Source organism: Peiella sedimenti (genome assembly GCF_030504955.1).
In the GTDB taxonomy this organism is placed as follows: Bacteria; Pseudomonadota; Alphaproteobacteria; order Caulobacterales; family Caulobacteraceae; genus Brevundimonas; species Brevundimonas sedimenti.
Genome location: NZ_JAUKTR010000003.1, coordinates 1 through 26,462, shown reverse-complemented (window position 1 = coordinate 26,462; position 26,462 = coordinate 1). Strand labels below are relative to the sequence as shown.

Here is a 26,462-nt window from a genome sequence, read left to right as displayed (position 1 = left end):
GTCTAGTGGGTATCGAAAACGAACTCTCGGTTCAGCTCGCCAGCGGCAGATCGATCTCGGCCTTGAGAAGATCGCCCGCCTCGGCGCGCGCGCCTTCCAGGTCGGTTTCGATCAGCCGGGCGCGGGTCAGGTCGGCGCCCCTCAGGTCGGCCCGGCGCAGATTGGCCCGCGTAAGGTCGGCGCGCGTCAGCTTGCCCGCGCCGATCTCCAGTGGACCCAGCTTGGCGTTGCGCAGATTGGCCCGGGTGAGCTGAGCGCCCGTCAGCCGCGCGCCGCGCAGGTCAGCACCCTCCAGAACGGCGCCGCGCAGATCGGCGCCTTCCAGGTTGGCGCCCTGAAGCTGGGCGCCCTTCAGGTTCAGCTTGAAAAAGACGGCGCCCGGCGCATGGAGCGCCGTCAGCCGGCGAAAGGACAGGTCGCCCACCGTGCGCAGGTCCGCCTGGGCGATGCGCGCGGCGGCGCCCTCGACGCCCCCCGTGTCGCACCAGCGTTCGTGGGCGGTGATGATGTCGCCCAGCGGCTTGTCGTCGATGAAGACCGTGGGCGGCGGCGCGCGAAGGCAGCCCTCCAGGTCGGCGTCCTTGATGTCGGCGCCGGACAGGTCCGCCTCGGCCAGCATGGCCCGTTTCATCGAGGCGCCCACCAGATCGGCGCGGCTTAGGTTCGCGCCGGACAGGTCCGCCCCGTCTAGACAGGCGTTCTTCAGCTTGGCGCCGTTCAGCGCCGCGCCCGACAGGTCGGCGTCGCGGAAATCGGCGGCCACGGCCCGGGCGCCGCTCATCTGCGCGCCCTGCAGGTCGGCGCCCGAGAGAATGGCGTAGTCCAGCTCGCCGGGCTTCTTCTCGTGCTTCAGCAGCTGAAAGCCGTTCTTGTTGCTCTGAAGGGCGATGGCCCCTTCCCGCAGATCGCAGCCCACCAGCCGCGCGCCCGACAGGTTGGCGCCGCGCAGACAGGCGCCGCGTAGATCGGCCCGCTCCAGCGACGCCCCGCGCAGGTCCGCCTCGCGCAGGTCGGCTCCGAACAGATTGGCCCGGTCCAGGATCGCCTTTTTCAGCAGGGCGGATTGCAGGCGCGCGCCCGACAGGTCGGCCTCCGTCAGATCGGCGCCGTCTAGGTCGAAATTGCGCAGGTCCACATAGGACAGGTTGGCGCGCCGCCCTCCCGGCGCCCCTTTCAGAAATCGTGCGTGGGCCTGGACGACCTCCACCAGAACGGTGCGGTCGATCGGCTTGATCAGCGTCTGCTGAGTCATGAATCCCCTCAGAGCCGTCACTTTACGGCCCCGGGAGTTAAGCAACCGTTGGTCCGCGAAGGATCAGGCGGCGCAGGCGCCGCACAGGCCGTGCGCCTCGATCGTCGTGCGCTGGATGCGATAGCCCTGGCCCTCGGCCGCGCGCCGCATGGCCGCGGCGTCCGGCGGCGCGATCTCCACCGTGGCCCCGCAACAGTCGCAGATGAGGAATGCGGCCGCATGATCGGTCGCGTCGTGGGTGCAGGCCGTGTAGGCCGAGATGGAGGCGATGCGATGCGCCAGCCCCTGGCTCTCCAGGAACTCCAGGGCTCGATAGACCGTGGGCGGCTTGGCGGCGCCATCGGTCCCATAGGCGCCGATCAGGTCGTAGGCCTTGACCGGTCCGCCGGCCTTGAGCAGCAGCTCCAGGACGCGGCGGCGCGGAGCGGTCATGCGCTGGCCTACGGCCTCGCAGCGGGCGGCGGCGGCGGCCAGCGCCGCATCCAGGTCCCGCCCCGCCATTCCGGCGGGCCCGGCGTGATCATGGCCGCAGGTTTCGCTCATGAGGTTCAGCTAATCGCCCTCGCCGCGCCCCGCAAGCGTGTCGCGTTGCCGGGGGAACCCGATTGGGATAGAAGGCCCGGCCTTTTTCAACCTCTGACCAGTCAAGGGTCTCCATGGAAACGACCACCCAGCCGAACGACGGCCTCGCCGGCTCTGTCCTGTTCTATACGCAGCCGGAGCCCCTGACCCCTGAGCAGCACGGCAACCTGGGCGTCAATCCGACCGCCACGCCCTTCCGCTTCGTGCGTCAGAGCCATGTGGTGCCGCTGACGGTGACCGAGTTCGCTCCGGCCTGCCTGTCCTACCCCATCATCTTCGTGGGCGAGGGCAAGACGCCGCTGGCGGTCATGGGCCTGCGCGAGAACGCCAACCTGTTCGTCGACGAGACCGGCGCCTTCCGCCCCGACGCCTATGTGCCGGCCTTCGTGCGCCGCTACCCCTTCGTCTTCGCCAACGACCCTCAGAACGACCGGCTGCTGCTGTGCATCGACCGCAACGCCGACTTCCTGACCGAGGACGGCCAGGTGAAGCTGTTCGAGGACGGCAAGCCCAGCGCCTATACCGAGCAGGCCATGAACTTCTGCCGCGACTTCGAGGGCGAGCGGCGCCGCACCGAGAGCTTCGTCGAACTGCTCAAGACCCATGACCTGTTCGACGTGCGCGAGGCCTTCTTCACCCCCACCAATCCCGATGGGACCCAGGGCCAGCCGCAGAAGATCGCCGACTATTTCGCGGTCTCCGAAGACAAGCTGAAGGCCCTGCCCGCCGAGACCCTGGTGGAGTTGCGCGACAACGGCGCCCTGGGCCAGATCTACGCCCACATGCTGTCGCTGCAGGGCTGGGACCGCCTGATCGCCCTGGCCATGGTCGAGGCCATGAACCAGCCGACGGCCGCCAACGCCTGATCCACACGGCGCCATCCTTCTCCCCTTGCGGGAGAAGGATGGGCGACTACGGCTCCTCTGACACCTTCACCAGCAGCTTGCCGTCGTGGCGGCCCGTGAACAGGCGCTTCAGGGCGTCGGGCGCGGTCTCGATGCCCTCTTCCACGTGGACCTTCCACTTCAGGCCGCCGGAGATGACCCAGGGGCCCATCTCGGCGGCCATCTCGGCCGCGCGGCCCACATAGTCCAGCACCAGGAACCCGCGCACGTTCAGCCGGTGCGTGATGATGCGGGCGAAGTTCGGTGCGCGCGGCGCCGATGTGGCGTTATAGGCCGAGATCAGGCCGCAGACCGCGATGCGTCCAAAGACGTTCATGCGGCTCCAGACGGCCGACATGATGTCGCCGCCGACATTCTCGAAGTCGATGTCGATCCCGTCCGGGCAAAGACGGTCCAGCGCCTGACCCACGTCCTCGTTCTTGTAGTCGACGGCGCCGTCGAAGCCGAGCTCGTCGGTCAGCCAGGCGCACTTATCGGGCCCGCCCGCGATGCCGATGACCCGCGCGCCGCGCTTCTTGGCGATCTGGCCGGCGATGGAGCCCACGGCCCCGGCCGCCGCCGAGATGACCATGGTCTCGCCCGCCTTGGGCCGGCACACGTCCGTGACGCCGAAATAGGCGGTCATGCCGGTCATGCCCAGGACGCTGAGATTGGCGGTCAGGGGCAGGTCGCCGAACTTCTGCGTCTTGCGCAGGCCCTTCTCCGGCACGACCGCCCACTCGGCCCACTGGCCGCTGACCGGCATCACCAGGTCGCCCGGCGAAAAGCGCTCTGACTTGGAATGCTCGACCACGCCCAGGGTCAGCCCGCGCATGGGATCGCCCAGGCCCACCGGCGGCAGATAGCCTTCGGTGTCGTTCATCCAGGTGCGGTTGGTGGGATCCAGCGACAGGTAGATTGTGCGGACCAGCACCTCGCCGGCCCCCGCTTCTGGGATCGGGCTCTCCACCAGCTCCAGATCGCCGTCCTTCAGATCGCCCACGGGGCGCTGGCGCAGGACCCAGGTGCGGTTGCGGTCGGCCATGGCGTTTGGTCTCCCAAGTCTTTTCTAGCAACGCGCACTCTCACGCGGCGGGTTGCGCTTGTCGAGCCCAAGGGTCTTTAAGGTGGCGCTTTGGCGTTCGCGGAGGGCGGCTTGATCCGGCTCTGGCTCCTGATCCTTCTGGTATTCGGTCTGGCGGCGGAGCCATCGCGCGCCCAGCCGGCCGGCGAGCTGCGCATGCGCGCCGACCTGGTCGCCCAGACCCGCACGGTCGCGCCCGGCGGCCTGGCCTGGATCGCCCTGCGCCAGAGACTCGAGCCCGGCTGGCACACCTACTGGCTTAATCCCGGCGATGCGGGCGGTCCCACCGAGATCAGCTGGGCGCCGGTCCCGGGCGCCGAGATCGGGCCGATCCAGTGGCCCAGGCCCCGTCGCCTGCTGGTCCAGGCCTATATGAACCACGTCTATGAGGGCGAGGTTCTGCTGCCAATTCCGGTGCAGGTCTCGCCCGACCTGCGCCCCGGCGACGTGCTGCGGCTGCGCGCCACCACCACCGCCTTCGTCTGCAGCGACACCCTGTGCGTGCCCCAGACGGACGAGGTTTCGCTCGACATCCCCGTTTCGGACGAGACGCCCCGCCTCACCTCTCACGGCGCGGCCGTGGGCGCGGCCATCGAGGCCCTGCCGACCTCGCCCGCGCTTCAGGCGACGCATGGCGCTCAGGGCGATCGGGTCCGGCTGAGCATCGCCGGGCCGGCCGTCGTCGAGGCCCTCGGCCAGGCGCGGCCCCGTGTCTGGTTCTTCGCCGAGCAGCCCGGGCGCATCGACCACGCGGCGGTTCAGGACGTTCAGAGCGGCCCTCAGGGCGTCACCCTCACCCTCAAGCCCGGCAACGGACCGCAGCCTGACCAGCCGCTCAGCGGACTCCTGACGATCGGAGATCGGGCCTTCCAGGTGACGGCGCGTCCGGGCGAGGCGCTGCCCGGCGCAAGGGGCCGGATTCTGACGCCGGCGCCTCTCGACGATACGGGCCAGGGGGCCGAGGGCGATCTCGGACTCTGGAAGGCGCTGCTGTTCGCCTTTCTCGGCGGCGTCATCCTGAACCTGATGCCGTGCGTGTTTCCGATCCTGTCCATGAAAGCCGCCGCCCTGACGGCCCTGGCGCAGGACCCCACCGCCGCACGGCGCGACGGCGTGGCCTTCCTCGCGGGCGTGATGGTGTCGTTCCTGGCCCTGGCCGGAGCTCTGATCGCGGCGCGGGCGGGCGGCCAGGCCGTGGGCTGGGGCTTCCAGCTGCAGTCCCCCGCCTTCACCGGCGCCCTGGCCCTGGTCATGCTGGCGGCCGGTCTGAATCTGGCCGGCCTCTATCACATGGGCGCCTCAGCCCCGCGCATCGGCTCCTTCGGACCCCTGCGCCGGTTGGGCGGAGCGGGCGGCGCCTTCCTGACGGGCGTACTGGCCGTGCTTCTGGCCGCGCCCTGCACCGGACCCTTCATGGCGGCGGCGGTGGGCTTCGGCCTGACCCTGCCCGCCGCCCAGGCCCTGGCTGTGTTCGCGGCCCTCGGCCTGGGCTTCGGTCTGCCCTTCGTGGCGGCGGCCTTCTCGCCGGGCCTGATCCGCCGTCTGCCGAGGCCTGGCCCGTGGATGGAGCGGCTGCGGCGCATTCTGGCCATCCCCATGTTCGCCACCGCCCTGTGGCTGGCCTGGGTGTTCCTGCGGCAGGGGGGATGGCCCGCCGCGATGGCGCTGCTTCTGGCCGCCATGGCGCTGGCGGCGGCTTTGGTGGTGTACGGCCGCGCCCAGCTGCGTTTGCTGGATTCGCGGCCGGCGCGGCCCCTGCTGATCGGCGCCTGGGCCGGACTACTGGCCGCCGTCATCCTGGTCGGCGTGGCTGTCCAGGCGGCGCGGGGAGCGTCGCGCCCTGCGCCCGCCGCCGCCTTCTCCGAGGCGGCCGTCGCCGCCGCCCAGAGCCAGGGCAAGGTGGTGTTCGTCAACGCCACCGCCGACTGGTGCCTGACCTGCAAGGTCAACGAGGCCGGGGCCCTGGCCGCCCCCGCCGTGCGCAGGGCTCTGGCCGATCCGGGCGTCGTCTATCTGGAGGCGGACTGGACGCGGCGGGATCCCACCATCGGGGCCTATCTGGCCCGGCATGGCCGGTCGGGCGTGCCGGTCTATCTGGTCTATGGCCCCCAGGCGTCCGAGCCGGTCCTGCTGCCCCAGCTCCTGACCGAGGACACGGTGCTCGAGGCGCTGCGCTCAGCTAGACCCGGTTCGTCCGCATCCAGCCGGTGACCGCCAGCCGAGGTTCGCCCGCGAAGGGCGCCACGATGCTGACCGAGTGCCACTGCGGCACGCGAAAGACGCTGAGGTGATTGTAGAAGGGGACCAGCCCCTCCTCGACCGTCCCATCCGGGCGGTGAAACTGTAGGAGCCCGCCCCAGTCCGCCCGCCAGCGCGGCGCCAGGTTCAACACATAGGCGAAGCGGCGCCCGTGCTCGTCGCGCTTGTCGTTGTGGCCGGTCAGGAAGTGGCCCGGCAGATAGCGCGTAGCCTGACAGTCGAGGAAGGCGATCTCCTCATCCCCCGTCAGCCGGCGGACCGTCTCCAGAAAATCCTCCCCGTTGAGCAGGTCGTCCAGCGCCGTGAACAGCGGCGGCAGGGCGGCTCCGGCGACCCGCCCCTCGGTGATGCGGACCCGGTCGAACAGGTACTGAAAGCCGTCCCGAGCCTCGGACCAGACGATGTCCAGGAGCCTTTGTTGCTCGCCCGGCGCCTGGGCGTCGAACTGGGTGACCGGCACGTCGGCCCCGCGCCCGCTGATCGAGATGGAGCGGGTCCAGGGCGCCGCGCCCTTCATCAGCTCGACCAGCCGGCGGGCGCTGTCCCCGGTCAGCACGTCCGGCAGCTGGGTCCGGCCCGTGCGGGCCAGGCGCTCGGCGGCCGGACCGACGTTCATCGCCGGGTTCAGGCGAAGCAGGGGCTCGGAGGTCACGGGCTCACCCCTTCGGGCGGGCGCGAGCGGATCCATCCGGTGACGGCATAGCGGCAGGCCGCCCCGGCCAGGTCCGTCACCTGGGTCACGGCATGCTTCTGCGGCACGCGAAACAGGTTCAGCGCGTTGAAGGCCGGCGTATAGCCCTCGGCCACGTGGCCATCGGCGTCGAGGAACAGCAACAGGCCGCCCCAGTCCGCCCGCCAGATGGGGGTGAAGTTCATCACGAAGGCGAACAGCCGGTCCTTGCCCTCGGCCTTGTCGTCATGGGCGCTGAGGAAATCGCCCTTGCGATAGCGCGTGCCCTGCGCGTCCGCATAGGCGCAGGCCGGCTCGCCCGTCAGTTCACGGATGAAGCCGAGGAAGGCGTCGCTGTTGACGAACCGCCACAGGTCCTCGGCGGCGTGGCCGCGCGGCTGACCCGCCTCCATGTGATCGCTGACCCGGTAGGCATCGAAGGCGTAGCGAAAGGCGTTGTGTCCCTCCTCGCGCGAGGCCTTCTCCAGCGCCGCCAGATTGTCCGGCCCCAGGGCGGCGAACTCCTCCTCCCCCAGATCCAGATAACGGCCGCCGACAGCGAGCGATCGCCGCCAGGGCGTCGCTTCTGACAGGGCCTGGTGCATGTGTCGCGCAAAGGCGTCGTCGAAGGCGCCGGGAATGTGCACCCGCCCGTGCCGGGCGAAGACGGGCGCCAGGTCACGGGCCTTCAGGTGCGATGCGAGGGAGGGCCTAGGGGCCATGGGTGCGCATCCATCCGGTCAGGGCGTAGCGGGGGGCGCCGGCGAAGGCGGCCACGGGCGTCACCGCATGGGTCTGCGGCACGCGGAAGACGTTTAGTGTGTTGAAGGCCGGCACGAAGGCCTCGGACACCTCGCCCTCCTCATCCAGAAAGGCCAGCCAGCCGCCCCACTCGGCGCGCCAGTCGGGGGTCAGGTTCAGCACATAGGCGTAGAGGCGGCCTGCCTGTTCGTGCTCGTCGCTGTGGCCGTTGAGGAAGTGGCCGGGCAGGTAGCGCGTCGCCTGGCAGTCCACATAGGCGATCCCCTCGTCCCCGGTCAGGGTCCGCGCGAAATCCAGGAACTCTGGGCTGTTCAACAGGGCGTAGGCGGCGGCCAAGGGCTTGGGCTGCGACAGGCCCGCCTCGGCGGCGACGCCCACCCGATGGCGGTCGAACAGAAACTGAAAGCCCTCCGTCGCCTCGGCGAAGATGCTCTCGATGACCGCCGCCTGTTCCTGCGGCGCTTGGGCGGCGAACACCTCGACCGGGACATCCAGCTTGGTGGGCGTCTCCCAGATGCGCCGCCAGGGCGTTTCGCGCATGGCGTCCGACAGGGCCCGGGCGAAGGCCGGCGTCAGGACCTCGCGCACCCGCGCTCGGCCCTGCTCGGCCAGGCGTCGGCGCGGGCCGTCCATATCCACTTCGGGGTTGAGCTGCGCGTCCACCTAGAGGGTCACCACGATCTTGCCTACCGCCTCGCGCGAGGCCAGCCGGGCGATGGCCTCCCCGCCCCGCTCCAGCGGATAGGTCTCGGTCACGCGCGGGCGGATGCGTCCCTGACCGAACAGCTCGAACAGCAGGCTCAGATTGTCGGCATGCAGATCAGGCTCGCGCGCCACATGGGCGCCCCAGAAGACGCCGACGATCTGGATCGACTTCAAGAGGGTCAGGTTCAGCGGAATCGACGGAATGCCGGCCGGGAAGCCCACGACAAGATACCGCCCTTCCCAGGCCATGGCCCGCAGCGCCGGCTCGGCATAGGCGCCGCCCACGCAGTCGATGACCACATCGGCCCCGTCGCCGCCCAGGGCCTGCTTGAACTGGCCAGCCAGCGCCTTCTGCCCGTCCCGGTCCAGATCGCGGCCATAGACCACGCCCCGGTCCGCGCCCAGCGCAAGGGCCGCGTCCACCTTTCCTTGCGTCGAGGCCGCCGCCACCACCTCGGCCCCCAGCGCCTTGCCCAGCTCCACCGCCGCCTGGCCGACGCCGCCGGCGGCGCCCAGCACCAGCAGGCGGTCGCCCGCCTTCAGCCCGGCGCGATCCTTCAACGCGTAGAGCGCCGTGCCATAGGTCATCAGCAGGGCCGCCGCCCTCTCGAAGTCCATTTCGTCGGGAATGGGCACGCAGCGATCCGCCGCCACCGCGATGCGCTCGGCCATCGCGCCCCAGCCGGTCAGGGCCAGCACCCGGTCTCCCGGCTTCAGCGCCGCGACCCCCTCGCCCACCGCCTCGATCACGCCCGCGCATTCGGCGCCGGGGGCGAAGGGACGCGGCGGCTTGAACTGGTACCTGTCCTCGATGATCAGCACGTCGGGGAAGTTTACGCCAACGGCGCGGACGGCCAGCACCGCCTCGCCCTTGCCGGGCGCGGGATCAGGCAGGTCGCGCAGGACCAGGGTCTCCGGTCCGCCGGGCGTTTCAGACAACAGGGCGCGCAAGGGTCGATCTCCTCCGACAGGGTAACGCTAGCTGGCGTGGCGGCCGGATGAAAGGGGCGCAACCGCTTGCCTTGGGGCGGCGTTGGCCTCACATGCCCCGCGTTGCTCAAGGAGGCGCCTGATGGCCCGTTTCGCCATGGTCCTGCACGGCGGCGCCGGCGCCAAGCCCGGCGTCGACTACAGCGCCGAAATCGCCCACATGCGCGAGCTGATCGAGCGCGGACGCGCGCGTCTGGCGGGCGGCGCGGCGGCCCTGGACGTGGCGGTCGAGACGGTGGCCGCACTGGAGGCCTCGGGCCTCTATGTGGCCGGGCGGGGGGCCTTTCCCAACAGCCTCGGCCGCTATGAGCTGGACGCCTCCGTCATGGACGGGGCGACGCGACAGGCGGGCGGGGTGACGCTTCTGGAAGGGTTCAAGAGCCCCATCGAGGTCGCTCGCCGCGTCATGGACAAGACCCCGCATGTGCTGCTGGGCGGCATGGGGGCGGCCGCCTTCGCCGAGACGGAAGGGTTGGAGCGGATCGAGGACCCCAAGGCCTGGTTCACCCACGCGGCCATGACGTCAGGCGGGAAGGATTCCGACGGTCTGTCGCACGGCACCGTCGGTTGCGTGGTGCTCGACGCGCAAGGACGGCTGGCCGCCGGCACCTCGACGGCGGGCGTGTTCGGCAAGCGACCCGGCCGCATCGGCGACACGCCCCTGCCCGCCGCCGGCACCTGGGCCGACGACCGCGTCGCCGTCTCCGGCACGGGCCTCGGCGAGTACTTCATCCGCACCGCCGCCTGCGCCCAGGTCTCCTGGCGGATGGCGGGGGGGCAAAGCCTGGATCAGGCCTGCCGGGGCGCCCTCGACGAAATCGCGGCCCTGGGCGGCGACGGGGGGCTGATCGCCGTGGCGGCCGACGGGTCCATCGCCCACCCCTGGAACTCCAAGGGCATGAAGCGGGCCTGGCTGACAGCCGAGGGCGAAATCGGCTCGGCGGCCTTCGCAGTCTGATCCCGCCCGCCTCATAATCGGCGGTTTCCGTGCTATAAGCCCCGCCCCGCCCCACACCCGGACCTCGCCTTGACCGCCGTCACGCTCGACATCAGCCGACCCGCGCGCTCCCCCGCGCCCGTGAAGCCGAACATCACCGGCCTCACGCGCGAGGGCCTGCGTCAGGCCCTGATCGAGGCCGAGGTCTGTCCGCCCGAGAAGGCGAAGATGCGCGCCAGCCAGGTGTGGCGCTGGATGCATCACTACGGCGTCACCGACTTCGCCCTGATGAGCGATGTGGCCAAGGAGACGCGGGCGAAGCTGGCCGACGCCTTCAGCCTGGACCGGCCCGAGATCGTTGAGCGCCAGGTGTCGAAGGACGGCACCCGCAAGTGGCTGATCCGCACCGCGCCGGGCATCGAGATCGAGACCGTCTACATCCCCGATGTGGGCCGGGCGGGGGCCCTTTGCGTCTCGTCCCAGGTGGGCTGCACCCTGAACTGCACCTTCTGCCACACGGGCACACAGAAGCTGGTCAGGAATCTGACGGCGGCCGAGATCATCGCCCAGGTGCAGGTGGCGCGCGACGATCTGGGCGAATGGCCGAGCCCCAAGGAAGACCGGCGGCTGTCCAACATCGTCTTCATGGGCATGGGCGAGCCGCTCTACAATCTGGACAACGTCGCCGACGCCATCGACGTGATCAGCGACAACGAAGGCATCGCCATTTCGCGGCGGCGCATCACGGTGTCGACGTCAGGCGTCGTGCCGATGATCCCGGCGCTGGGCGAGCGCACGGCCACCATGCTGGCCATCAGCCTGCACGCCACCAACGATCCCCTGCGCAACGAGCTGGTGCCGCTGAACAAGAAGTACCCGCTGGAGCAGCTGATGGCCGCCATCCGGGCCTATCCGGGCCTGGGCAATGCGCGGCGCGTGACGTTCGAATACGTCATGCTGAAGGGCGTCAACGACAGCCTGGACGAGGCGCGCGCCCTGGTGAAGCTGATCCAGGGCATCCCCGCCAAGATCAACCTGATCCCGTTCAATCCGTGGCCGGGCACGCAGTACGAGTGCTCGGACTGGAACACCATCGAAGCCTTCGCCGCCGTGCTGAACCGCGCCGGCTACGCCAGCCCGATCCGCACGCCGCGCGGCCGGGACATCCTGGCCGCCTGCGGCCAGCTCAAGTCCGAAAGCGAAAAGCTGCGCGCCTCGGCCCTCCGCGCCATGGCGGCCGCGGCGGTTGAGGATTCGGAAGACTAGGAAAGCCGTTCCGCCGTATGGCGGAAAGCCAGACCGCCCACGGCCCCTCCAAGGGCGGCCGCGCCATGCAGCGGCGCCAGTTCAGCCACGTTCATCAAGCCCAGCAGGAGGATGCTGGCGCCCCCAGCCTCCAAACCGGCGATGAATGCCGCCGCGATATACCCGTCGGCGTTCAGGCGCTTCAGAACCATGTAGGTGAGCGGCCCGAAGAGCACTGCGCCGACGCAGAACACGGCCAAGGCGCCTGCGAAGACCCAGGCAAACGCGAGCACGAGAGCGGCCGCCGACGAGAAGGTCCAGACGGCGGCCCCTGCTGTCATGACCAGAATGCCGAGAAACAGCGCCCCGGCGAAGGCGAGAGCGCTCCACACAGCACTCGCCGCGGCGGCAGGCAGTAGACTGAAGTAGCGTTTCATTATCGCGCCGCCTCCAGCCGGCCCATACGACCCTCCAGGGTCTCCGGCGTTCGCACATTCCAGGCGAGGCCCAGGCGCTCCAGCAGCTGGATGAACCGGAAGCCCCAGTCGCTCTGACCCGGATAGAGGCCGATCCGCGCCGAGCCGGGAAAGGCATGATGGTTATTGTGCCAGGCTTCGCCCATGGTCGGGATGGCGGCCCAGGGCACGTCGTGGGCCTGAACCCCCGCCTCGCGCACACGCCAGGTCTGCGGCCCGCGCCGGTGCGCCAGATGGCCCACGAACCAATGGCCCGTCACCGAGGCGGTCACGCGCACGCAGACGCCCCAGATGACGAAGCTCCACCCACCGAACAGATAGAGCGCGACCGCTATGGGCAGCTGCTGCAGCATCCATGTGCGTTCGAGGAAGCGATAGAAGCGATCCTGTCCGATCCGTCCCAGATCGAACGCCGGAGGGTGGTCGAGCTCCAGCCGGCAATGCATCTGCCAGACGGCGTCGATCAGCATCGGCCGCCGATGCGCCAGATAGTCGTGGCAGTCCGCCTGCCGCTGCGCCCAGTCCCGCAGGTCGTGGGTGCGGATCATCCAGAAGGGTCCGCTCATGCCGACAACGGCGCCGATCCAGACGAGGATGCGCTCCAGCCAGAGCGGGCACTCGAAGCTGCGGTGGATCAGACGGCGGTGAAAACCAACCGAATGGCCTAGCAACAGGCACCCGCCGGTCAGGATGACAAAGACGGCTACCGCGCCCCAGCTGAACGTCAGGGGCGCCAAAATGAGCGCGCCCAGCATCATGCCGCCGTTCCAAAGGGAATGCGCCGCGTCCCAGCGCACCTTGCCGGCCACCGGACTGCACCCTGGCGTCTCGGCTAGCGAGTTGATGGCGCAGGGATCGGACGCGGCGAGAGCCATGGCTGAAGCCTTCGGTATTTAGGCAATCACTTAAGCACCAATCATCGGGACTGGCAAGTGATTAGCAAATCGCTTAAATGTGTAGCCATGCAGCGCGTCTTCGAAGCCCTCTCCAGCCCCGTGCGGCGCAAGATTCTGGCCTATCTGGCTCATGCCGAACTTACGGCGGGCGAGATCGCCGCGCGCTTCGAGATCTCCAAGCCCGCCGTGTCCCAGCACCTGTCCGTGCTGGAAAACGCCGGATTGGTGAGCAGCGAGAAGCGCGGCCAGTTCGTCCATTACCGGCTGATGCCTGACGCGCTGGCCAACACGTTGAATGGCTATGTGCAGGAGGTTTGCCCGGTCTCCCGGCCCCTTAAGGCTGAAAGCGCGGCCATCGCCAAAAGTCGATCAAAGCCGGCCGAGGACTAGCGCCCCGCGATCAGGCCGCCGACGCCCGGAATGCTCTCCAGCGCCGGGCGCAGGGGCTCCTCGCCCGGCTGCTGGCGTGACCAGGCCTCCGCCGCCCTGGCCAGACGCTTCAGCGCGTCCTTGCCGACGCCCTGCTTTTCCAGCGCCTGCATCAGGCCCATGGCCTCCGACATCGCCCTGCCCGAGACGCCGCCGGCCGAACGCATGACGCCGCCGAAAAGTCCGCCGGCCTTCTTCGGCGCCGCCTCCGGCGATCGCGCCAGGGCCTCCACCTGTGGCCGCGCCGCAAACAGGTCCTTCACCCGCCCCGGCTCCGCGTGGCGCGCGATCAGCCCGGCCAAGCCCGCCAGAGCGGCCCTGGCCTCGGCGTCGGAAACGCCCGCCTCGCGGGCGGCGTAGGAGATCAGATCCTCGTCCATGACCTGGTTTAACGCTTCCTAGAGCGCTGGGCTGCATCATGGCGGACTTCGCCCGACAGGAAGACCGGATGACGCCTCCGCCCCTGGATCTGAAGCCCCTGACCAGCCTGCGCTTCCTCGCCGCTCTCTGGGTGGTGATGTTCCACTACTGGCCGCGCCTCGACGTGGGCTTCACGCCCAACCTGGTCAGCAAGGGCTATCTGGGCGTCGAGCTGTTCTTCGTCCTGTCTGGCTTCATCCTGTGCCACGTCTATCTGAACGCCTTCGGCGAGGGCCGATTCCGCTGGAAGAGCTTCATCTGGGCCCGCATCGCGCGGGTCTATCCGCTGCACCTGGCCACGTTGATCGGCGTCGGCCTGCTGGGCGCAGGGGCGCTGATGGCGGGCTTCAATATCGACGCCAACATTCTGGACTGGGCCTCGCTGCCGGCGAACCTTCTGATGGTGCACGCCTGGGGCCTGGCGCCGCAGGCCGCCTGGAACCACCCGTCCTGGTCCATCTCGGCGGAATGGTTCGCCTATCTGACCTTCCCCGTCTTCGCCTTCGCCGCCTGGCGGTTGCGCGAGCGGCCGGGCCTGGCGCTCAGCCTTTCGGCGGCGGCTCTCATGGCCCTCTACGCCGTCTTCGAGGCCCTGGCGGGCTTCTCCCTGACCCAGGCCACCATCTTCTGGGGCGCGCTGCGCATCGTCCCGTGCTTCGCGCTCGGCTGCGCCACATGGCTGGCCTGGCGCGCGGGCGGGCTGTCGCGGCCGCTGCTCAGCGCCCTGGCCTGCCTTGTCGCCATCCTCATCTCGGCTTCGGCCCAGGTCTGGGACGGCTTCATCGTCCTGGCCTTCGCCGGGCTGATCCTGTCCCTGGCGGGCCTGACCAACCGGGGCGGCTGGCTCGAGAGCCGGCCCGCCGTCTGGCTCGGCGAGGCCTCCTACGCCCTCTACATGGTCTGCGTGCCGTGGAAGCTGCTGGCCGTGAACGCCGCCGGCCGCCTGACGGGGTCCGAGCAGCTGCCCCTGGCCGTTTGGCTGGCCGTCGTCCTGATGCTGATCCCCATTTCGGGCCTGGCCCACCACCTTATCGAGCGGCCGGCGCGCGAGTGGCTGCGCCGCCGCGAACCGTCAAGCCTGCGACATAAGGCGCAGCTTCCGGCGGCCTGAGAATCCTGTAAGGCGAAATCCGTCGATCGGCGGGGGAGACGACCACGGCATGATGAAACGGTTCGGAGCCGCCCTGGCAGCCCTGACGCTGGCGATCAGCCTTGCGCCCGCCGCCCCCGCGACCTCAGCCGTCTACTGGCAGTGCGTGACCTTCGCGCGCGCCTTCTCCGGCCTTCAGATTTTCGGCGACGCCTGGACCTGGTGGCGTCAGGCCACCGACCGCAACCTGCGCACGGGCCGCGTGGCCGAGCCGGGCGCCGTGCTGGTCTTCCAGCCTCACGGGCGCATGACGCGCGGCCACGTCGCCGTGGTCAGCCAGGTGATGACCGAGCGGGTGGTCCAGGTGACCCACGCCAACTGGGGCGGCAGCCGCGGCCGCATCGAGCGCGACGTGACCATGGTGGACGTCTCGCCTGAGGGCGACTGGAGCCAGGTCAAGGTCTGGCACAACCCCACGGGCGATCTGGGGACCACCGTCTATCCGACCTACGGCTTCATCTATGGCGGCCAGCCCAACTATCTGCAGCTGGCCTCCCTGGAGGCCCAGAGCGGCCAGTCGGCCCAGGGCCAGCCCTAAGGGGCCGCGCCATCGCCTTCATCGGCCGAAGCCGCCGAAGCGATCCGTTTTTCAAAAGAAGGCCGGATGGTGGGTGTACAAGGACTCGAACCTTGGACCCGCTGATTAAGAGTCAGCTGCTCTACCAACTGAGCTATACACCCGCACCGGCCGGCGCCGGGCCGCAGGGCGAACCCCGCAGCGGAAGGCGGGTCAGTTAGTCCATAGGCGCCGCTTCCGCAAGCCCGCGTTCCGGCTATCCTTGTTTGGCCAGCGCGAATCGGAGGCTGAGCTATGGCCAGACGCGACCTGACCGGAGCCGTCGACTTCACCGTCCTTGAGCACTACGCCGGCGGAGACGTGGACGTCATGGACGAGGTGCTGGGCCTCTTCCAGCAGCAGAGCGCCAGCTGGGGCGGCCTTCTGGACGCCGCCGGCGAGGGTTGGCGCGACGCGGCCCACACCCTGCGCGGCTCGGCCGCCGGCATCGGGGCCCAGGGTCTGGCCGAATGCTGCCTCCTGGCCGAACAGGCCGGCGATGCCCAGGCTGGACCCGCCCTGGAGCGGGTCAAGGACGCCCTGGCCCTGACCCTGGCCGACGTCGCGGCCTTCCGTCACGAGCTGATGCTGCGTTCCCTGCGAGGCTAGGCCCGCGTCCTGTCCCAGACGCCGAACTCGTGGGCGATGCAGCGCTCGATCAGCTTGCGCCAGACCGGCTCGGCGATGTCCTTGGACAGGCCCTCGCGCTCGCAGGCCGCCAGAACCTTCGTCACCACGTCCTCGATGCGCCAGTCGTCGTGCACCACGTCGCGGCTGGGCTTGATGCGCGCGGCCGCCTCCATGTAGCGCTGCCGCTCGACCAGCATGCGCACCAGGGTGCGGTCCAGCGCGTCGACCCCCTCGCGCACCTCGGCCATCGTCTGGCAGTCCTCCGGCGCAGTGCGCGGATCGACGGAAAAGGCGGTGGGCGCTTCGCTCATGGCCGAGGCATAGGGGCTGAGGCGGCCTCGGTCTAGCCGACGAAGGCCCGCTCCAGCACGTAGTCGCCGGGCTCGGCGTTCGAGCCTTCCTTCAGGCCGCAGGCCTCGATCAGCTCGGCCGTCTCCTTGATCATCGCCATGGAGCCGCACAGCATCACCCGATCGCGGGCCGGGTCGAAACAGCCCTGCATGCCCAGGTCGCGGAACAGCTCGCCCGAGCGGATGCGTTCGGTGATTCTGCCCTGGGTGCGAAACGGCTCGCGCGTCACGGTCGGATAATAGACCAGCCGCCCCGGCGCCTCGTCACCCACCAGCGGATCGTCGGCCAGCCCGCTTTCGAACAGCTCGCGATAGGCCAGGTCGGCCACGTTGCGAACCGAATGCACCACGATGACCTGACCAAAGCGACTCCAGGTGTCCGGATCGCGCGCCACCGACAACCACGGCGCCAGACCCGTGCCCGAGCCGATCAGGAACAGCCGCTCGCCGCCCTTCAGCGCATCCAGCACCAGCGTGCCGGTCGGCTTCTTGCCCACCAGGATCTCGTCGCCGGGTTGGATCATCTGCAGCTTCGAGGTCAGCGGACCGTCCGGCACCTTGATGGAATAGAACTCCAGCTCCTCGGCCCACATCGGGCTGGCGATGGAATAGGCGCGCAGGATCGGCTTTTCCCCCTCCGCCGGCGGCAGGCCGATCATGACGAACTCGCCCGAGCGGAAGCGGAAGGCCTCGTTCCGCGTGGTGGCGAAGCTGAACAGGCTGTCGGTCCAGTGGCGCACCCACAGGACGCGCTCATGGAAGAAGGGGCTGGGCCGGGCGGCGGCGTCGGTCACGATAAGGGCGGCTCTGCTGAGAGAGGAGGATCAGGCGCGCCCCAGATAGGGGAGAAGGCGGGGACGCGGAACCCCCGCCGTCTTTCAGGCCTCGGTCGGCGGGCAGCCGCGGAAGCTGCCGATGCGCACCACCGACACGTTGCGGGTGTTCAGCGGCATGACCGGCTGCATCGAGGCGCGGCCGTGGCCCGTATAGAGGTCGATCTTGCCGCCGCGGATGGCGCCGCCGGTGTCCGAAGCGTACCAGACGCCGTCATGCACCGTGCCGTCCGGCAGGCGCAGGCCGTCCGTCTCGCGGATATAGACCACCGACCGGCGCGGAATCAGGTTCGGGTCAGTGGCGATGGTGCGCATGGGGACCGGGCGGCAACCCAGCGAATCGCGGGGGCCCGCGCCGCCGCCGCCGGCGTGATACAGGGTCACGCGCGGGCGCCACTGCGGCTCCAGCTCGGCCGCAGCCACGGCGGGCGCCGCTTCGGCCACGGTGGTGGCGACGGGCGTGCTCAGCGGAACGGCGCCGAGCGAGAAGGCGTTGAGGGACAGAGCGAATACGGCCGCCACGGCGGCCCACGTCCCCGAACCAGCGAGCATCATGGGGTCTCCCTTGCGATGACGGGTCGGCTTGCGCGAAAAGACGCGCGGGCGGCCTCTTCCTACGCCGGAATGTGGCCCAATGACGGCGGTTGGGGGAATCCATGGCGCGGCTGACGCTGTACGGCGATCCGAAATCGGGCAACTGCCTCAAGGTGAAGTGGGTGCTGGACCTATTGTCGCGCCCCTACGACTGGGTCGACGTCGACGTGACCAGGGGCGAAGCGCGTACACCGCGGATGCTGGCCATCAACCCGGCTGGTCAGGTGCCCTGCGTGGTGCTGGAGGACGGCCGCGCCCTGGCCCAGTCCGGCGCCATCCTCCTGCATCTGGCCGAGGACTCCCACCTGATTCCCGACGACGCCTACGACCGCGCCCGCATGCTGGAGTGGATGTTCTGGGAGCAGTACAGCCACGAGCCCTATATCGCCGTGCGCCGCTTCCAGAGGGCGTTCCTGAACCGGCCTGACGCCGAGATCGATCCCAAGCTCTATGAACGCGGCTCGGCGGCGCTCGAGCGGCTGGAGGCGGCGCTGCAGGCCGGGCCCTACCTCGTGGGGGACCGGATCAGCCTGGCCGATATAGCCCTGGTGGCCTACACGCGCGTCGCCGACGAGGGCGGCTTCGATCTGGCCAAGTACCCGTGCGTCGCCGCGTGGATCGTCAAGGTCGAGGCCGACCTGGGCATCGGGTCCTAGGATGCGCGACCATCCCGCCACGCCGCTGATTGGCTATCCGGCCGTTTCGGACGAGGAGATGATCCGCCGCGCCTCGGCCTTCCGCGAGCACATGGCGCGCCGCCGCACCGTGCGCGACTTCTCGGACCGTTCGGTCCCACGTCAGGTGGTGGAACAGGCCCTGCTGGCGGCCGGCTCGGCTCCCTCAGGCGCCAACCACCAGCCCTGGTTCTTCGTGGTCGTCGAAAGCCCTGAGGCCAAGGCCCGCATCCGCGCCGCCGCCGAGGTCGAGGAGCGCGAGTTCTACGCGAACAAGGCCCCCCAGGAGTGGCTGGACGCCCTGGCGCCGCTGGGCACCGACCCTGACAAGGCCTTCTTGGAGGTCGCGCCCGTGCTCATCGCCATCTTCGGCCAGAAGCGCGGCGGGCCCCGGCCCAGCGATGCGAAGAAGAACTACTACGTCACCGAAAGCGTGGGCATCGCCACGGGACTTCTGATCGCGGCGCTGCACGAGGCGGGTCTGGCGACCCTGACCCACACGCCGGCGCCCATGAGCTTCCTCAACGAGATCTGCGGCCGTCCCGCCGACGAAAAGCCCTTTCTCCTGCTCGTCGCCGGCCACCCGGCTGAAGGCGCCACGGTGCCGATCGCCGCACTCGACAAGAAGCCGCTCGACGCGCTGGCCCGCTGGCTCTAACCAGCGCCCGACGACGGAGGAACCGCCATGGCCCGACGCCCCCTGACCGCCCTTGTGGTCTCAGCCGCCCTCCTGGGCATGAGCGCCCAGCCCCAGCCCGCCGAGGCCTGGGGCAGCACCGGCCACCGCCTGGTGGGCGTGGCCGCCATGCGCGCCCTGCCCGACGACCTGCCAGCCTTCCTGCGCACGCCGGGCGCCGTGGCTGATGTGGGCGAGCTGTCGCGCGAGCCCGACCGCTGGAAGGGCGCGGGCCAGCCCCACGACCGCGAGCGCGACACGGCCCACTTCGTCGATCTGGACGAGAACGGCCGGGTCATGAACGCCTCGGGCCCCGCCATCGACGGGCTGCCGCGCCTGAAGTCCGAATACGACGCGGCCCTGATCGCAGCCGGCCTCAGCGTCAACGACGCCGGCTACCTGCCTTACGCCCTCATGGACGGTTGGCAGCAGCTGGTGCGCGACTTCGCCTACATCCGCGTGCTGAACGCCGCCGAGGCGCGCGAGACCAATCTGGAGCGCCGCGCCTGGTACCGCGTGGACCGCGAGCGCCGCGAGGCCCTGACCCTGCGCGACATCGGCGTCCTGGGTCACTATGTCGGCGACGGCTCTCAGCCCCACCACACCACCATCCACTACAACGGCTGGAACCGCGACACGCCGAACCCCGAGGGCTTCACCACCTCGCGCCAGACCCACGGCGATTTCGAGAACGCCTTCACCAGCCGCGTCGCCCGACTGGACGCCGTTGAGGCCGCCATGCCCGCCTTCAGCGACCGCCCGGTGGAGATGAACGGCCGCATCGCCGCCTATCTGCGCACGACGCTGAACGAGGTCACGCCCTTCTACCGGATGGAGAAGGCCGGAGCCTTCCGCGAGACCGACCCGCGCGGCGCGGCCTTCGTCAACGCCCGTCTGGGCGCCGGGGCGGCCGAGCTGCGCGACCTGATCATCCTGGCCTGGCGCGCCTCGGCCGACGCCTCCATCGGCTGGCCGGCCGTCAAGGTCGCCGACGTCGAGGCCGGGCGCGTCGATCCCTGGATCGCCATGGTCGGCGAGGATTGATGCGGCTGCGCTTCGGTCGCCAGGAACCCGGCGTCGACTATCGCGTCCGCCCCTGCGCCTTCGGCGTCATTGAACGCGAGGGCCGCATCGCTTGCGTACGGGTGACGCGTCAGGCGGGTCCCTATTACGACCTTCCGGGCGGCGCCATCGACGAGGGCGAGACCGAGGATCAGGCGCTGGCGCGCGAGTTCGTTGAGGAGACCGGCCTGACCATCGCCGCCGGGCGCCGATTCGCTGAGGCCGACCAGCTGTTCCGCAAGAGCGACGGCGAGCCGGTCGAGAACCGCTGCGCCTTCTTCACCGGCGCCGTGGCCGCCGAAAACCCGGCCGCCAAGATCGAGGATGATCACGCCCTCGTCTGGCTGACGCCGCTCGAGGCGATCAGCGGTCTGCGGCACGAGGCTCACGCCTGGGCCGTGGCGGTCTGGCTGCGCCTTCGGGAAGCTTGACCTTTCGGAACGGCGAAATCCGCTGATCGTTGAATCGGCTCCACATTCCAAAGGAGCAGACCATGACGGATCATGATCGAATCGAAGGCTCGGCCAAGCACATGAAGGGCGAGATGAAAGAAGGCGTCGGCAAGCTGACCGGCGACGAGAAGCTGAAGGCCGAAGGCCGCGCCGAGGAGTTCGAAGGCAAGGTCCAGAACACTGTCGGCGGCATCAAGGACGCGGTGAAGGACGACCGCCACTAAGGCGATCCTCTTGAGCGCTTGAGAAGGCCCGCTTCGGCGGGCCTTTTTTCACGCGTCAGTGCTCAGAGGTCGCCGAACTGGCCACGGATCGGCTTTTGCGGCACCGTGCCCAGATGGCCGAACAGGACGTGCAGACCCCTCGCCCAAGCGCGCTGCATCAGGCGGCGAACGGCAGCCTGCATCGGCCGATCTGGCGAGACCCCAGAGTGCATCGGTCGGTGTTTGGACGCCGCGCCCATGTGGCCTATGCGCTACTCGCCGTATTTATTGTGGTGCTGATTCTTGAGCCGTTCACAGGCGGCCTTCGCGGGTGGGGCCTTTCGGCCGATGCGCTGGACCAAGGCCGGTGGGAGGTGCTGGGCGCGCACATGGTGGCCCACGCGGGACTCTGGCATTTGAGCGGCAACGCGGCGGTCATGTTTGCCCTGACCTCGCCCCTTATGGCGCGGCTCGGACGCGGGGTCCTTGCCTGGGCTCGCTATCTTGCCCTCTTCGTAGGGTCGGGCCTCGCCGGCGCAGGGCTCTTTTTGCTGATGAACCCGACAGGCGATATTCCGGCGGTGGGCGCTTCCGGCGCCATAAGTGGCTTGTGGGCCGCCCACGCCCGGCTTGGTCAGAATGGGCGCTTTCTGCCGGTCCTCTCGCGCAAGGTGCTCATCAATGCCCGCGACTTCGCGTTGGCCAACCTCGTCCTGTTTTTCGCCCTGTTCCTGTTGGTGACGTTGCGCGGGGGCGAGGGCGGCCTCGCCTGGGAAGCGCACCTCGGCGGCTATCTCTTCGGCCTTCTGGCCATGCCTCTCATCGCGCCGCAAAGACCCCCGGCCGACTGGGAGCCGCATCGGCCTTCATCCTGGCTCCCCTAGCCCCTACCGGGCCAGCGCTCGCATGGCGTCGTCCAGGCCGCGCAGGGTCATTGGATACATGCGACCCTGCACCAGCTGCTGCATCAAGCCGACCGAGGGCGAATAGCTCCAGTACCGCTCAGGCGCGGGGTTCAGCCACGCAACCCGGTCGAACGTTTCGGTCAGGCGCCGCATCCACACGGCCCCAGCCTCCTCGTTCCAATGCTCGACCGAGCCGCCCGGCATGGTGATCTCATAGGGGCTCATGGTGGCGTCTCCGACCAGCACCACGCGCCAATCGCGCGGAAACTTCCTCAGCAGCTCCCAGGTCGGCGTCTTTTCGGTGTGACGGCGGCGATTGTCCTTCCACACCCCCTCGTAGAGGCAGTTGTGGAAGTAGAAGAACTCCAGGTTCCTGAACTCTGAGCGGGCGGCCGAGAACAGCTCCTCACAAAGCTTCACATGCCCGTCCATGCTGCCGCCCACGTCCAGCAACAGCAGCACCTTGACCGCGTTGCGCCGCTCAGGCCGCATCTGCACGTCCAGCCAGCCCTGGCGCGCCGTGGCGTCGATGGTCCCATCGATGTCCAGTTCGTCGGGCGAGCCCTGCCGCGCGAAGCGTCGCAGACGGCGCAAGGCGACCTTGATGTTGCGCACGCCCAGCTCGACCGTGTCGTCCAGGTTCCGGTACTCCCGCTTCTCCCAGACCTTGACCGCCCGGCCCTGCCGGCCCGGCCCGCCGATGCGCACACCCTCGGGATTGTAGCCGCCGTGGCCGAAGGGGCTGGTTCCACCCGTGCCGATCCACTTGGACCCGCCCTCGTGCCGGCCCTTCTGCTCCTCTAGCCGCTGGCGCAGCGTCTCCATCAGCTTGTCGAAGCCGCCCAGCGCCTCGATCTCGGCCTTCTGCTCTTCGGTCAGGTATTTTTCGTTCAGCAGCCGCAGCCAGTCCTCAGGAATTTCACCTGAGACCTCATCGGCGGCCGAGACCGTCTCCACGCCGTCGAACGCCTCGGCGAAGGCCCGGTCGAAGCGGTCGTAGAAGCGCTCGTCCTTGACCAGGATCGCCCGCGACAGGTGGTAAAAGTCCTCGACCCGGCGTGCGGCCAGGTTTGCCTCCATGGCCTGCATCAGGTGCAGCCACTCGGTCACCGAGACCGGAGCCCTGTGCCGTCGCAGCGCGTCGAAAAAGTGCAGAAGCATGACGGCCGACTATAGGCCGGGCGCCGTCCCGTCGAAAACGATCAGGCGCGGGCGCCGCCGCAGTGGTCGCTGAACTGGGCGATCAGAGCCTTTTCCTCGCGGTCGGCGGGCATGTCGAACGCGCCCGCATCGCCCGTCACGGTCAGGGCGCCGGTGCGGGTGAAGGCGCGCATGGCCGGGTCGCGCATCGAGACAACGGTCTCCATGGCGGGCTCGCCGGTCATGGCGTCGATCACCTCGCGCGGCTCAGCCCGCGTGGCCACGCCGTTGGCGGCCAGCACCACGCTCGAGGCCTGCGGCTCGACCGCGCCCCAGACATAGGCGGCGTCGCTGCCCGCATCGCAGGCCAGCATCAGCACCAACTGGTCCGAGTTGGCCACGCCGTAGGCCAGCTTGGCCACCGGGCCCTCATAGGTCAGGTGCCAGCCCATGGGCTGCGCTTCAGCGGCGCTGGGCGCGCGGGCGCCGACGGTGACGAGACCAAGCAGGCCGAGGGCGGGGATGATAACCTTGAACATGACGCCGATACTCCCTTGCCTGTCTGAACGCAGGCGAGGGAACTCGGTTCATCTTTTGTTAAGCTTTGCCGTACTGTTGCTTAACCACGGGCCAGCTTCAGGAATTCCTCGCGCGTCCGCGGATCGTCCCGCACCACGCCCTTCAGGCTGCTGGTCACAAGGCAGGTGCCGCGCGTGTTCACGCCCCTCAGCGTCATGCAGCTGTGCTCGGCCTCGATGACCACGCCGACCCCCTGGGGCTTCAGCACCTCTTCGATGGCCAGGGCGATCTCGGCGGTCATCTTCTCCTGGATCTGCAGGCGCCGGGCGAAGCCCTGCACCACCCGCGCCAGCTTCGAGATGCCCACCACGCGCTGGTTCGGCAGATAGCCCACATGGGCCTTGCCCACCACCGGCAGCATGTGGTGCTCGCAGGCGCTGACGAAGGGAATGTCCTTCAGCACCACCAGCTCGTCATAGCCGGCCACCTCCTCGAAGGTGCGCTCAAGATACTCGCGCGGGCACTCGTCATAGCCGGCGAACAGCTCGCGATAGCTGCGCGCCACCCGCGCCGGGGTGTCGATCAGCCCCTCGCGCGCCGGGTCGTCCCCGGCCCAGCGGATCAGGGTTCGGACGGCGGCCTCGGCCTCTTCCTTGGAGACGGGATTGGGCGGCGGGGGCGGTTTCATGGGCGCTACATAGGCTGTGCCGCCGCCCCTATCCAGTGCACATCGTCCGCCATTCCTTAGCCCGCCGTTAACCATGCGGGCGGCAGTTTCTGCCGGGTTGATGAGTGGCGGAGTGTTGCGATGAACGGCGCGGAAGTTCTGGACCTGGGGCGCGACGCCCTGTGGCTGACCATCCAGCTGTGCGCGCCCGTGCTCATCGTCGGCCTGGTGGTCGGCGTCGTCATCGGTCTGATGCAGGCCCTGACCCAGATTCAGGAAGCCACCCTGATCTACGCGCCCAAGATCATCGCCATCTTCGTGGCCCTCGTGCTGTTCCTGCCGCTCATGGGCGCCCTGCTCGGCGGCTTCATGCAGACCATCGCCGCGCGCATCTCGGGCATGTAGGCATGGAGCCCTACGCCACGGCCGACGAGCTCTGGGCCGGGGCTCTGGTCTTCGCCCGCGTGGGCGCGGTCGTCATGCTGATCCCCGGCGTGGGCGAGGCCTATGTGCCGCCGCGCATCCGGCTCAGCTTCGCCCTTTTGCTGTCGCTGGTGTTCACGCCGCTTGTGGCGCCCGGCCTGCCGCCCCTGCCCGATCAGCTCAGCGGCGTGGTCGGCTGGATGCTGCGCGAGACGCTCACGGGCCTCGCCCTCGGCATACTCATGCGCATGACCCTCTCGGCGCTGGGCGTGGCGGGCGAGGTGGTGTCCTTGCAGACCACCCTCAGCTTCGCCCAGACCGCCAATCCGCTTCAGGCCCAGCCCGGCACGACGCTGGCGGCCTTCCTGACGCTGCTGGGCGTGACCCTGATCTTCGCCACCAACCTGCACCACCTGTTCATCACCGCCATCAGCGACAGCTACCAGCTGATCGCCCCCCAGCGCCCCCTGCTGATCCAGGACTTCGCCGCCACGGCCGTGACCACGGCGGCCCAGGCCTTCAAGGTCGGCATCCAGATCGCCGCGCCGGTGATGGTCTTCGCCCTCATCTTCAACGTGGCGTCGGGCCTGGTGGGCCGGGTCATGCCCCAGTTCCAGATCTTCTTCGCCGCCGCGCCCCTGAACGTGCTTCTGGGCCTGTCGGTGTTCGCGCTCAGCCTCGGTGTGGGCGGCATGGTCTTCATCGAGGCCTACCGCCGCGCCCTGGCCGTGTTTTCGGGAGGCTAGGCCTTGGCCGAAGATCCCGAGAGCAAAACAGAAGAAGCCACCCCACGAAAACTCGAGGAAGCCAGGAAGAAGGGCGACGTCGCCAAGTCGCCGGACGTATCCTCCTGGCTGTCCCTGGCCGGCGCCACCGCCGTCATCGGCCTGGGCGGCCCCTTCTTCGTGACCCAGATGGCCGAAGGGATGATGCCCTTCATCGCCTCGCCCCACGCCTTCGTGGGGGCCCTGTCCTCAGGCGCCGGGCCCGAGCTGACCCTCCAGACCATCTGGCCGGTCCTGCCTTTCCTGGCCGCCATCGCCGGGGCCACCATCCTGGGCGGCGCGGGCGGCAGTCTGATCCAGTCGGGCCTGCTCTGGACGACGGAAAAGCTGAAGCCCGACCTCAAGCGTCTCAACCCCATCGAGGGCTTCAAGCGCCTGTTCGGCATCGATGGCCAGGTCCAGTTCCTCAAGACGCTGCTCAAGCTGATCGCCACCCTGGGCATCGCCTGGTGGGCGCTTGAGCCGTATGCCGCCGACCTGCCCAACCTGGCGGCCATGGACCCGGCGGCGCAGCTGCCCTTCGCGCAAGAGGTCTTCATCCGCCTGATCGCCGCCGTCCTGGTGCTTCTGGGCGTTCTGGCCGGCGCCGACTGGCTGTGGCAGCGTTTCCGCTTCGCCAAGAAGATGCGCATGAGCCGCGAGGAGCTGAAGGAGGACTTCAAGCAGTCCGAGGGCGACCCGCACGTCAAGGCCCGCCTGAAGCAGATCCGCGCCGAGCGCTCCCGCAAGCGCATGATGGCCAATGTGCCCAAGGCCACGGTGGTGATCACCAACCCGACCCACTACGCCGTGGCCCTGCGCTACGAGCCGGGCGAGGACGCGGCGCCCGTCTGCGTGGCCAAGGGCGTCGACACCCTGGCCCTGAAGATCCGCGAGGTGGCCGCCGCCCACGGCGTGCCCCTGGTCGAGGACGTGCCCCTGGCCCGCGCCCTCTACGCCGCCATCGACGTGGACGAGACCATTCCGCGCCAGCACTTCGAGGCCGTGGCCAAGATCATCGGCTTCGTCTTCGCCCGGAAGCAGGGGCGGCGGGCGGGCGGCTGAGAGATGAACCCCCAATCCCTTCCTCCCTCGCGGGAGAAGGGCAAGATACGCACCCCTTCTGCGCCGCTAACCCGCTGATCCGCAACACCTCACCCATCCCGCACGCAGAACTTACCCTCACCCCCTCGCGGATCCCGCACTCTAAGCGGGCTCCGGGGCGGAGAGGCCGTATGCGCAGGCGGCTCGTGCGGCCCTGGGGCTTCGTTGG

At 69.3% G+C, this 26,462-nt stretch carries 33 protein-coding genes and 1 tRNA gene; 17 read left to right on the top strand and 17 right to left on the bottom strand.

Annotated elements, in window-relative coordinates; genetic code table 11:
- Positions 1-31: 31 nt before the first annotated feature.
- Together Q0812_RS07450 and Q0812_RS07445 are read right to left on the bottom strand one after the other, a co-directional pair.
- Entirely contained in the window at positions 32-1,252 is a 1,221-nt protein-coding gene (locus tag Q0812_RS07450) for a pentapeptide repeat-containing protein (RefSeq protein ID WP_302109696.1), read from the bottom strand.
- Positions 1,253-1,315: 63 nt separating this feature from the next.
- On the bottom strand, positions 1,316-1,795 hold the full coding sequence (locus Q0812_RS07445; protein WP_302109695.1) for a Fur family transcriptional regulator: 480 nt from the start codon (positions 1,793-1,795) through the stop codon (positions 1,316-1,318).
- Between the two features lie 113 nt (positions 1,796-1,908).
- On the opposite strand from Q0812_RS07445, the gene Q0812_RS07440 reads away from it, so the two are divergent.
- Positions 1,909-2,700: a SapC family protein gene (locus Q0812_RS07440; protein WP_302109694.1), complete on the top strand. Its 792-nt coding sequence runs from the start codon at positions 1,909-1,911 to the stop codon at positions 2,698-2,700.
- A gap of 46 nt (positions 2,701-2,746) precedes the next feature.
- Here the strand turns inward: Q0812_RS07440 and Q0812_RS07435 are convergent, their stop codons facing one another.
- Positions 2,747-3,763 carry an NADP-dependent oxidoreductase gene (locus Q0812_RS07435; RefSeq protein WP_302109693.1) on the bottom strand — a complete coding sequence of 339 codons (1,017 nt, stop codon included), beginning with the start codon at positions 3,761-3,763 and terminating at the stop codon, positions 2,747-2,749.
- A 111-nt stretch (positions 3,764-3,874) separates the two neighbouring features.
- Here Q0812_RS07435 and Q0812_RS07430 point away from each other — a divergent pair, with 111 nt between their 5' ends.
- Positions 3,875-6,013 carry a protein-disulfide reductase DsbD family protein gene (locus Q0812_RS07430; RefSeq protein WP_302109692.1) on the top strand — a complete coding sequence of 713 codons (2,139 nt, stop codon included), beginning with the start codon at positions 3,875-3,877 and terminating at the stop codon, positions 6,011-6,013.
- Here the strand turns inward: Q0812_RS07430 and Q0812_RS07425 are convergent.
- Genes Q0812_RS07425 through Q0812_RS07410 form a run of 4 tightly spaced genes read right to left on the bottom strand, consistent with a single transcriptional unit; the run spans position 5,982 to position 9,149 of the window.
- On the bottom strand, positions 5,982-6,713 hold the full coding sequence (locus Q0812_RS07425) for a 2OG-Fe(II) oxygenase (RefSeq protein WP_302109691.1): 732 nt from the start codon (positions 6,711-6,713) through the stop codon (positions 5,982-5,984). The genes Q0812_RS07430 and Q0812_RS07425 overlap by 32 nt on opposite strands.
- Positions 6,710-7,453, bottom strand: coding sequence for a 2OG-Fe(II) oxygenase (locus tag Q0812_RS07420; protein ID WP_302109690.1), 744 nt, complete (start codon positions 7,451-7,453; stop codon positions 6,710-6,712). The genes Q0812_RS07425 and Q0812_RS07420 overlap by 4 nt, the downstream gene beginning before the upstream one ends.
- Positions 7,443-8,156: a 2OG-Fe(II) oxygenase gene (locus tag Q0812_RS07415; protein ID WP_302109689.1), complete on the bottom strand. Its 714-nt coding sequence runs from the start codon at positions 8,154-8,156 to the stop codon at positions 7,443-7,445. Before Q0812_RS07415 ends, Q0812_RS07420 begins: the two co-directional genes overlap by 11 nt.
- On the bottom strand, positions 8,157-9,149 hold the full coding sequence (locus Q0812_RS07410; RefSeq protein WP_302109688.1) for an NADPH:quinone oxidoreductase family protein: 993 nt from the start codon (positions 9,147-9,149) through the stop codon (positions 8,157-8,159). It abuts the gene before it with no gap.
- A 121-nt stretch (positions 9,150-9,270) separates the two neighbouring features.
- On the opposite strand from Q0812_RS07410, the gene Q0812_RS07405 reads away from it, so the two are divergent.
- Both Q0812_RS07405 and rlmN read left to right on the top strand, forming a co-directional pair.
- Positions 9,271-10,146, top strand: a complete 876-nt coding sequence (locus tag Q0812_RS07405; protein ID WP_302109687.1) for an isoaspartyl peptidase/L-asparaginase family protein — start codon at positions 9,271-9,273, stop codon at positions 10,144-10,146.
- Positions 10,147-10,215: 69 nt separating this feature from the next.
- Complete coding sequence (gene rlmN, locus Q0812_RS07400) at positions 10,216-11,391, top strand: dual-specificity RNA methyltransferase RlmN (RefSeq protein WP_302109686.1); 1,176 nt, start codon at positions 10,216-10,218, stop codon at positions 11,389-11,391.
- On the opposite strand, the gene Q0812_RS07395 is transcribed toward rlmN, so the two are convergent.
- Both Q0812_RS07395 and Q0812_RS07390 read right to left on the bottom strand, forming a co-directional pair.
- Positions 11,388-11,807, bottom strand: coding sequence for a hypothetical protein (locus Q0812_RS07395; protein ID WP_302109685.1), 420 nt, complete (start codon positions 11,805-11,807; stop codon positions 11,388-11,390). The two genes, rlmN and Q0812_RS07395, sit on opposite strands and share 4 nt — an antisense overlap.
- Entirely contained in the window at positions 11,807-12,721 is a 915-nt protein-coding gene (locus Q0812_RS07390; RefSeq protein ID WP_302109684.1) for an acyl-CoA desaturase, read from the bottom strand. Before Q0812_RS07390 ends, Q0812_RS07395 begins: the two co-directional genes overlap by 1 nt.
- Before the next feature lie 87 nt (positions 12,722-12,808).
- On the opposite strand from Q0812_RS07390, the gene Q0812_RS07385 reads away from it, so the two are divergent.
- Positions 12,809-13,132 (top strand): metalloregulator ArsR/SmtB family transcription factor, encoded by a 324-nt coding sequence (locus tag Q0812_RS07385; protein ID WP_302109683.1) that lies wholly within the window; start codon positions 12,809-12,811, stop codon positions 13,130-13,132.
- Here Q0812_RS07385 and Q0812_RS07380 read toward each other — a convergent pair.
- Positions 13,129-13,551: a hypothetical protein gene (locus tag Q0812_RS07380; protein WP_302109682.1), complete on the bottom strand. Its 423-nt coding sequence runs from the start codon at positions 13,549-13,551 to the stop codon at positions 13,129-13,131. The two genes, Q0812_RS07385 and Q0812_RS07380, sit on opposite strands and share 4 nt — an antisense overlap.
- 68 nt (positions 13,552-13,619) lie before the next feature.
- Between Q0812_RS07380 and Q0812_RS07375 the strand changes: the two genes are divergently transcribed.
- Both Q0812_RS07375 and Q0812_RS07370 read left to right on the top strand, forming a co-directional pair.
- On the top strand, positions 13,620-14,702 hold the full coding sequence (locus Q0812_RS07375) for an acyltransferase family protein (RefSeq protein WP_302109681.1): 1,083 nt from the start codon (positions 13,620-13,622) through the stop codon (positions 14,700-14,702).
- A gap of 49 nt (positions 14,703-14,751) precedes the next feature.
- Complete coding sequence (locus Q0812_RS07370; protein WP_341923533.1) at positions 14,752-15,279, top strand: CHAP domain-containing protein; 528 nt, start codon at positions 14,752-14,754, stop codon at positions 15,277-15,279.
- Between the two features lie 67 nt (positions 15,280-15,346).
- Here Q0812_RS07370 and Q0812_RS07365 read toward each other — a convergent pair.
- Positions 15,347-15,422, bottom strand: a tRNA-Lys gene (locus Q0812_RS07365).
- 130 nt (positions 15,423-15,552) lie between these two features.
- Between Q0812_RS07365 and Q0812_RS07360 the strand changes: the two genes are divergently transcribed.
- The gene (locus Q0812_RS07360; protein WP_302109680.1) at positions 15,553-15,906 is read left to right on the top strand and encodes an Hpt domain-containing protein; all 354 of its coding nucleotides are present in this window, start codon (positions 15,553-15,555) and stop codon (positions 15,904-15,906) included.
- Here Q0812_RS07360 and Q0812_RS07355 read toward each other — a convergent pair.
- The 3 genes from Q0812_RS07355 to Q0812_RS07345 form a co-directional block, all read right to left on the bottom strand.
- Complete coding sequence (locus Q0812_RS07355) at positions 15,903-16,238, bottom strand: chorismate mutase (RefSeq protein ID WP_302109679.1); 336 nt, start codon at positions 16,236-16,238, stop codon at positions 15,903-15,905. The genes Q0812_RS07360 and Q0812_RS07355 overlap by 4 nt on opposite strands.
- A 32-nt stretch (positions 16,239-16,270) precedes the next feature.
- A complete protein-coding gene (locus tag Q0812_RS07350; RefSeq protein ID WP_302109678.1) occupies positions 16,271-17,071 on the bottom strand; it encodes a ferredoxin--NADP reductase in 801 nt (266 codons plus the stop codon).
- Positions 17,072-17,155: 84 nt separating this feature from the next.
- On the bottom strand, positions 17,156-17,665 hold the full coding sequence (locus Q0812_RS07345) for a 3D domain-containing protein (RefSeq protein WP_302109677.1): 510 nt from the start codon (positions 17,663-17,665) through the stop codon (positions 17,156-17,158).
- Positions 17,666-17,766: 101 nt separating this feature from the next.
- Between Q0812_RS07345 and Q0812_RS07340 the strand changes: the two genes are divergently transcribed.
- From Q0812_RS07340 to Q0812_RS07315, 6 genes are all read left to right on the top strand, one after another.
- On the top strand, positions 17,767-18,360 hold the full coding sequence (locus Q0812_RS07340; RefSeq protein WP_302109676.1) for a glutathione S-transferase family protein: 594 nt from the start codon (positions 17,767-17,769) through the stop codon (positions 18,358-18,360).
- A 1-nt stretch (position 18,361) separates the two neighbouring features.
- On the top strand, positions 18,362-19,036 hold the full coding sequence (locus Q0812_RS07335; protein WP_302109675.1) for a nitroreductase family protein: 675 nt from the start codon (positions 18,362-18,364) through the stop codon (positions 19,034-19,036).
- Between the two features lie 27 nt (positions 19,037-19,063).
- On the top strand, positions 19,064-20,098 hold the full coding sequence (locus Q0812_RS07330) for a phospholipase C/P1 nuclease family protein (RefSeq protein WP_302109674.1): 1,035 nt from the start codon (positions 19,064-19,066) through the stop codon (positions 20,096-20,098).
- Positions 20,098-20,547: an NUDIX domain-containing protein gene (locus Q0812_RS07325; protein WP_302109673.1), complete on the top strand. Its 450-nt coding sequence runs from the start codon at positions 20,098-20,100 to the stop codon at positions 20,545-20,547. Before Q0812_RS07330 ends, Q0812_RS07325 begins: the two co-directional genes overlap by 1 nt.
- Before the next feature lie 62 nt (positions 20,548-20,609).
- On the top strand, positions 20,610-20,792 hold the full coding sequence (locus Q0812_RS07320) for a CsbD family protein (protein WP_302109672.1): 183 nt from the start codon (positions 20,610-20,612) through the stop codon (positions 20,790-20,792).
- A 113-nt stretch (positions 20,793-20,905) separates the two neighbouring features.
- Entirely contained in the window at positions 20,906-21,655 is a 750-nt protein-coding gene (locus Q0812_RS07315; protein WP_302109671.1) for a rhomboid family intramembrane serine protease, read from the top strand.
- 3 nt (positions 21,656-21,658) lie between these two features.
- Here Q0812_RS07315 and Q0812_RS07310 read toward each other — a convergent pair whose 3' ends face one another.
- From Q0812_RS07310 to folE, 3 genes are all read right to left on the bottom strand, one after another.
- Positions 21,659-22,837: a vWA domain-containing protein gene (locus Q0812_RS07310; protein ID WP_302109670.1), complete on the bottom strand. Its 1,179-nt coding sequence runs from the start codon at positions 22,835-22,837 to the stop codon at positions 21,659-21,661.
- 41 nt (positions 22,838-22,878) lie between these two features.
- Positions 22,879-23,355: a hypothetical protein gene (locus Q0812_RS07305; protein WP_302109669.1), complete on the bottom strand. Its 477-nt coding sequence runs from the start codon at positions 23,353-23,355 to the stop codon at positions 22,879-22,881.
- An 80-nt stretch (positions 23,356-23,435) separates the two neighbouring features.
- Positions 23,436-24,023 (bottom strand): GTP cyclohydrolase I FolE, encoded by a 588-nt coding sequence (gene folE / locus Q0812_RS07300; protein WP_302109668.1) that lies wholly within the window; start codon positions 24,021-24,023, stop codon positions 23,436-23,438.
- A 120-nt stretch (positions 24,024-24,143) separates the two neighbouring features.
- Here folE and fliQ point away from each other — a divergent pair, with 120 nt between their 5' ends.
- The 3 genes from fliQ to flhB are packed head-to-tail and all read left to right on the top strand — an operon-like array spanning position 24,144 to position 26,254.
- Positions 24,144-24,407 (top strand): flagellar biosynthesis protein FliQ, encoded by a 264-nt coding sequence (fliQ, locus tag Q0812_RS07295; RefSeq protein WP_302109667.1) that lies wholly within the window; start codon positions 24,144-24,146, stop codon positions 24,405-24,407.
- A gap of 2 nt (positions 24,408-24,409) precedes the next feature.
- Complete coding sequence (fliR, locus tag Q0812_RS07290) at positions 24,410-25,171, top strand: flagellar biosynthetic protein FliR (RefSeq protein ID WP_302109666.1); 762 nt, start codon at positions 24,410-24,412, stop codon at positions 25,169-25,171.
- A gap of 3 nt (positions 25,172-25,174) precedes the next feature.
- Positions 25,175-26,254: a flagellar biosynthesis protein FlhB gene (gene flhB, locus Q0812_RS07285; RefSeq protein WP_302109665.1), complete on the top strand. Its 1,080-nt coding sequence runs from the start codon at positions 25,175-25,177 to the stop codon at positions 26,252-26,254.
- The last annotated feature ends 208 nt before the right edge of the window (positions 26,255-26,462 follow it).